Source organism: Pelagibacterium sp. (genome assembly GCF_035555455.1).
Taxonomy (GTDB): domain Bacteria; phylum Pseudomonadota; class Alphaproteobacteria; order Rhizobiales; family Devosiaceae; genus Pelagibacterium.
In genome coordinates this window covers 1-5,965 of record NZ_DATMGM010000053.1, presented here as the reverse complement: position 1 = coordinate 5,965, position 5,965 = coordinate 1, and the positions used below count along the sequence as shown (strand labels likewise).

At 63.9% G+C, this 5,965-nt stretch carries 4 protein-coding genes; 1 reads left to right on the top strand and 3 read right to left on the bottom strand.

Annotated features, from left to right (window positions below):
* Window positions 1-905: sensor histidine kinase (locus VNS12_RS10190; protein WP_325487726.1), on the top strand; the 905-nt coding region annotated here is incomplete at its 5' end.
* A gap of 7 nt (window positions 906-912) precedes the next feature.
* Here the strand turns inward: VNS12_RS10190 and VNS12_RS10185 are convergent.
* The 3 genes from VNS12_RS10185 to VNS12_RS10175 all read right to left on the bottom strand — a co-directional run.
* Entirely contained in the window at window positions 913-3,738 is a 2,826-nt protein-coding gene (locus tag VNS12_RS10185; protein ID WP_325487725.1) for a bifunctional [glutamine synthetase] adenylyltransferase/[glutamine synthetase]-adenylyl-L-tyrosine phosphorylase, read from the bottom strand.
* Between the two features lie 224 nt (window positions 3,739-3,962).
* Window positions 3,963-5,390: a sensor histidine kinase gene (locus tag VNS12_RS10180; protein WP_325487724.1), complete on the bottom strand. Its 1,428-nt coding sequence runs from the start codon at window positions 5,388-5,390 to the stop codon at window positions 3,963-3,965.
* 9 nt (window positions 5,391-5,399) lie between these two features.
* A partial coding sequence (locus tag VNS12_RS10175) for a response regulator transcription factor (protein WP_325487723.1) occupies window positions 5,400-5,965 on the bottom strand: 566 nt, incomplete at its 5' end.

Here is a 5,965-nt window from a genome sequence, read left to right as displayed (position 1 = left end):
CCGTGGTCCTGCTCGATGAGCGCCCTTGTCCCACCGGCGGTTTTATCACCATCGTCACCGATATCACCGACCGCCGCGCCGCCGACCGCATGCTGGGCGCGATCCGCGAGGAACAGCGCCTGCTGGCCCGGCGCTATCATGAGGAAAAGATCCGCGCCGAAGCGTCCAGCCGCGCCAAGACCAGCTTTCTTGCCCACCTTTCCCACGATATCCGCACCCCGCTCAATCACATCATCGGCTTTGCCGACCTGATCCGGCTCGAAACCTTCGGGCCTTTGGGTGATGCCAAATACAAATCCTACGTGGCCGACATCAAGCGCGCCGGGGAAAAGCTGCTCGATTCCTTTGGCAGCCTGCTGGAATTTGCCGAGCTGGAAGGCGGGCGCAAAGAACTCAAATGCGAACCGATCGCACTGGATGATCTGCTCTGCGGCTGCGCCGCGCGCTTTGACGCCCGCGCCGCCCAGGCCGGCATCCGCCTCAATGTGTCCACCGATGCACAGGGCTGGCTCTCTGCCGATCGCCACTATCTCGACCGCATGCTGGCCAATCTCGTTGACAATGCCCTTCGTTTCACACCGAGGGGCGGCCAGGTCCGCGTTGCGGCGTGGCCAGCGGGCGATGGGGTGGTTCTTGAAATCACCGACACCGGTAAGGGCATGAGCGAAGAGCTGATGTCGAAACTCTCCCAACCCTTCGTCCTCTCCGATGCCACCTTTGCCCGTCCCCATGAAGGTGTCGGTCTTGGCATCGCTGTAGCGAGGGCAATTGCCGAGCAAAGCGGTGGACGGCTCGCGATAGATTCACTGGAAGGGGTCGGCACCACCGTCGCCATTTCCCTGCCGCTGGCCACCCCTTCCGCTGGCGAACACCCCCACACGATCGTCAGCGCCCGGGCCGCCTGAGCCCGTCTCAGCCCTCCCTTATCCGCGCATAAAACGTGGTCGCCGCCGCCTTCACCTCGTCCCGCATCACCGTGACATCGGCCTGAAGCCGGGAAAAATCGGGATAGTTGGTGCGCCTGGCCAGAAGCTCGCGAAACCCTTGCGTCCAGTCATCATCGCGCAGCGGGTCGATCAGGCAGGCCGCCATCAGGTGCTCGATGGCGGTATAGGTGGCGTGGATTTCGGCCAGCCGTTCTCCCTGCGGCAGAAGCGCGGTTTCCCCCAACCGCGCCAGCACTGTCGCGGTCGGCGCCTGCGGCACCCCAAGCCGCTGCCCTTCAAGCAATTGCGCCGTCTGGGCGATGAATTCGAGATCGACCAGCCCGCCCTGGTGCAGTTTGAGATCGAAAGCATGGCGCGCTGGGCGCTCCCGGGCCATCAGGCTGCGCATATCGATGACGTCATCGACCACCTTCGCACGGTCGCGGCGTAGCGCCATGATCCCGGCAATCTCCGCATCCACCGTATCCGCCAGTCCCTCATCGCCAGCCACCATCCGCGCGCGGGTCAGCGCCAGATGCTCCCAGGTCCAGGCTTCGTCGCGCTGGTAGGTGACGAACCGCTTGAGGCTTGTGGCCAGCGGCCCGGCATTGCCCGAGGGCCGCAGGCGCATATCCGCTTCATAGAGCACCCCTTCCGCCGTCGGCGCGGAAATGGCGGTGATCAGGCGCTGGGTGAGACGGATGAAATAGGTCGACACATCCAGCCCCCGCTCCCCGTCGGAGACCTCGCTATGGTCCGGTGCGTAATAGATGAGGATCAGGTCCAGATCGGAGCTGAACATCATCTCCCGGCTGGCCATCTTGCCGAACGCCAGCAGGCCAACCCGCGCGCCCGCAATCACCCCATGACGTTCGGCAAACGCCTCGCGCACCGCCCCGAACAGCCGTGTCACCAGCGTTTCGGCCAATGCCGTGAACCGCCGCCCTGCCTGCTCCGCGCTCAGGGCTCCGCCGACCAGCCCGGCGGCGATAAGGAATTTCTGCTCCTGCCCGATGATCCGCGCCCGGTCGATCAAATCCTCAAAACTGCGCGCCTCCGCCAAAAAACCATCCACGCTGGCGACAAGCGATTGCGATGTAGCGATGTCCCCCGCAAAAGCGGGATCGATCAGCCCATCCATTACATGGGCCCGGTGGATCACCGCTTCGGCCAGTCTTGGTGCCGAGGACATGAAATCGAGCAACAGCTGACGCAGATCGGGATGATTGCGCAACAGCGCAAACATCTGCACCCCGGCGGGCAGACGCGTGAGAAAATCATTGAACCGGGCAAAGGCCGTATCGGCGCTGCCGCTTTCGGCAAAGGTCCTCAGCAGCCCCGGGATCAGCTCGGTCAGGTGCTCGCGCGCCTTGGCCGCCCGCGTCGCCGCGTAGCCCCCATAGTGCCATGTGCGGATGGTGGCCGAAACCGCAGCCGGATCGGAAAAGCCCAGCCGCTCCAGCGTCATCAACGTGTCCGGATCATCCTCGCTGCCGGTGAACACCAGATTGCCCATGTCACCGGCAAGGCTTTCGCCTTCGGAAAACAGGTCGCCATAATACCCCACCACCCGGGCCAGCGCTGCGCGGTAATCGGCCTCGAACGCCGCCCTGTCGCCATATCCCATCAGCAGGGCGATCGCGCCGATGCCTTGAGGCGTTTCGGGCAGGATATGGGTTTGCTCATCCCGCAGCATCTGCAAGCGGTTCTCGACCCCGCGCAAGAACCAGTATGTCTGTTCGAGATCGCGGGCCGTGTCTTCGCCAATCCAGCCGCCCTCGGCCAACGCCCATAGCGCCGCAGCCGTCGGCCGCGCCCGCAGGTCAGGATCACGACCACCGGCGATCAATTGCTGGGTCTGGGCGAAAAATTCGATCTCCCTGATCCCGCCTCGTCCCAACTTGACGTTGTGGCCCGCCACCCGCTCCCCGCCAACCTTGCGGTGCGTATCGATCTGGCGCTTCATCGCCTGAATGTCGGCGATCATCGCGAAATCGAGGTGCTTGCGCCAGATGAACGGGGCAAGCTCGCGCAGGAATTGCCGCCCCACCGCCGCGTCGCCAGCGCATGGCCGCGCCTTGATCCAGGCCGCCCGCTCCCAGTTCTGGCCGCGCGCCTCATAATAGCTCAGCGCCGCATCTACCGAAATCGCCACCGGCGTCGATCCCGGATCGGGGCGCAGGCGCACATCGGTGCGAAACACATACCCGTCTCCGGTGCGCTCCTGCATGATGGCCACCAGCTTGCGCACCAGCCGGACATAAAATTGCCCCGGATCGACGCCTTCAGCCAGCACCGGGCGATGGGGATCGAAAAAGGCGACGATGTCGATGTCGGAGGAAAAATTGAGTTCCTGCCCGCCATGCTTGCCCAGCGCAAAGATCGCCAGCCCGGACCGAGCCCCATCTGCCGTTTGGGGATCGCGTAACCGTCCCTCGCGCGCCGCCTCGGCCATGAGAAATTCCAGTGCAGCCTGTAACGCGGCATCGGCCAGATCGGACATGCGGCGGGTCGTTTCCGCCACCGTCCACACCCGCCCGATTTCTGCCACCGCCAGCAGCAACGCTCCACGCGCCTTGCCAATCCGCAGACGCCGGGACAGTTCTGCCTCATCGACAGCCGGACGGCGCATCGCGGCGATCAGGTCTGCAAAGCTGTCGTCCGCAGTACGGCGCAGCACCTGCGCGAACCATTCGGCATGGCGGGTAGCAAGGTCGCGAAGGTATGGGGCAGCAGCCAGTACGGGCGCCAGCGGATCACCGTCATCTCCGCCCATCGGCAGGGGACTGAAGGCTGCAAAGAGGTCAGTCATCCTGACGCCCCGGTCGGGCCCTTGGCAAGCTCGGCGCCCGCCTTTTCCCACCAAGGGACAAGGAAGGATTGATGCAAGCATCCGTTAAATGAGCCCCCTCTCTCCTTGAGGGACTTCGAGGCGGTAGCGTAGCTGTCAAGCGTGCCAGTGGCACGATTGGAGCCGAAGAAGGGCTGGGGGTGAGGGGTGCCCAGCGCTTGCCAGAGGTATCGACGCCGAAAACTCTACCCCGGAAACTCGATAATCGCCCGTGCACCGGGATGGTTGTCCGTGAACCGGATGGTGCCACCATGCAGTCCCACCACCGCAGAGACCAGCGACAACCCGAGCCCGGCCCCCGGTTCGGTCCGGCTGCCTTCGAGACGCGCGAAGCGATCGAAGACCCGCTGGCGGTCGTCCTCAGCAATACCCGGTCCCGTATCGGCAACTTCAATGACGATCCCTTCCGGTTTGCGCCGGGCGACAAGGCTGATGACCCCGCCGTCCGCACCTGCGTCCTTGCCGTACTTTATGGCGTTTTCGACAAGGTTCACAAGGGCTTGTCCGATCAGTTCGCGGCTGGCGTCCAGCCGGATGCCCGGCTCGATATCGGCTTCGAGCGTCAACCCGGCATCCTCGGCCACCGGAGTGTAGAGCTCAGCCACATCGGTGACCACTTCGCTCAGATCGATATCGGAAAACGCCTCCGTTGAGGTCCCCGCCTCGGCCCGCGCGATCAGCAGCAAGGCGTTGAAGGTGCGGATCAATTGATCGGATTCGGCAATCGTCGTTTCCAGCGCCGCCTGCCTAGCGTCGGGATCGGTGTTGCGCAGCGCCGCCTCGGCCCTGTTGCGCAGGCGGGTGAGCGGTGTTTTGAGGTCGTGGGCGACGTTGTCGGTCACTTCCTTCAGCCCGGCCATCAGCCGTTCGATGCGGTCGAGCATGGCGTTTAGACTGCGCGCGACGGCATCGAATTCGTCATTGCGCCCGGTAACCGGGATGCGCTCGGAAAGGTTGCCGGACATGATCTTGCCCGACGTGTCGGTGATGGCATCGATACGGCGCAGCACGTAGCGGGCGGTCAAACCGCCAGCCAGCACCGAAAGCATGAGGATGCCCACCACACCGGCAAAAAACGTCCGCAGGATGATGGCGTTGAACCCGCGCCGCTCGCCGACATCGCGCCCGATCACCAGCCGCAGCCCGTTGCTCAATTCAAGCGACACAACGAACGCCACCCCTTCCGTGGACACCTGATTTTCCGGGCCGCCATAGATTTCCCGCCCGCGCTGATAGGTCAGTTCGTAGCGGCCTGGTTCGGCCAGAACGGCAAGGGGAAAATCGCTGACATTGCCGGCGATCATCACCCCGGTCGGATCACCCAGATAATAGATGCCCGGTCCGGGCCGGTCGGCCAGCCTTTGAACGGCAAAGGCGATCGTGCGCACCCCGGACTGGCTCGCCAGCAGCCGGATTTGCGCGATCTCGCGCTCCACCGCCCGCATCTGTTCGCGCTGTATCTGCACCGTGCCCTGATAGGCGATCAGCGCCAGCAGCACGACCGCAAACCCCACGAAAATGGCGATGAACATCGCGGTGAGCCGCACCGTAGTGGTGCGCCACACATTCCCGCGCCGCAGCTTTTGCACAGGTTCGGTGCCGGTGGTGCTCATCGCGCGCTTCTAGTCACGGATCACATAACCCACGCCGCGCACGGTCTGGAGCAGCTGATGGTCATGGCCTTTATCGACCTTGGCCCGCAGCCGCGACATGTGCACGTCGATCACATTGGTCTGGGGATCGAAATGATAATCCCAGACATTTTCCAAAAGCATGGTGCGGGTCACCACGCGCCCGGCATTTTTCATGAGATATTCGAGAAGGCGGAATTCGCGCGGTTGCAGCACGATGACCTCGCCGGACCGTTCCACCTTGCGGGCCAGCCGGTCGAGCACCAGATCGCCGACCTGATAGGCGGTTGCCGCCTCGGCAGGCGCATTGCGGCGCGCCATCACTTCGATACGGGCCAGCAATTCGGAAAACGCGTAAGGCTTGACCAGATAGTCGTCGCCCCCGGCGCGCAGGCCCTTCACCCGGTCATCGACCTCGCCAAGCGCCGACAGGATCAGCACCGGCGTATTGTCGCCCTCGGCCCGCAGGGATTCGATCACCGAAATGCCATCGCGGCGCGGCAACATTCGATCGACGATGAGCACGTCATAATCCATGGCCGAGGCCATGGCATAGC

Bases quoted from the DNA above. Each gene is read 5' to 3' on its own strand.
- VNS12_RS10185 (WP_325487725.1), bottom strand. From the start codon at position 3,738: ATGACTGACCTCTTTGCAGCCTTCAGTCCCCTGCCGATGGGCGGAGAT.
- VNS12_RS10180 (WP_325487724.1), bottom strand. From the start codon at position 5,390: ATGAGCACCACCGGCACCGAACCTGTGCAAAAGCTGCGGCGCGGGAAT.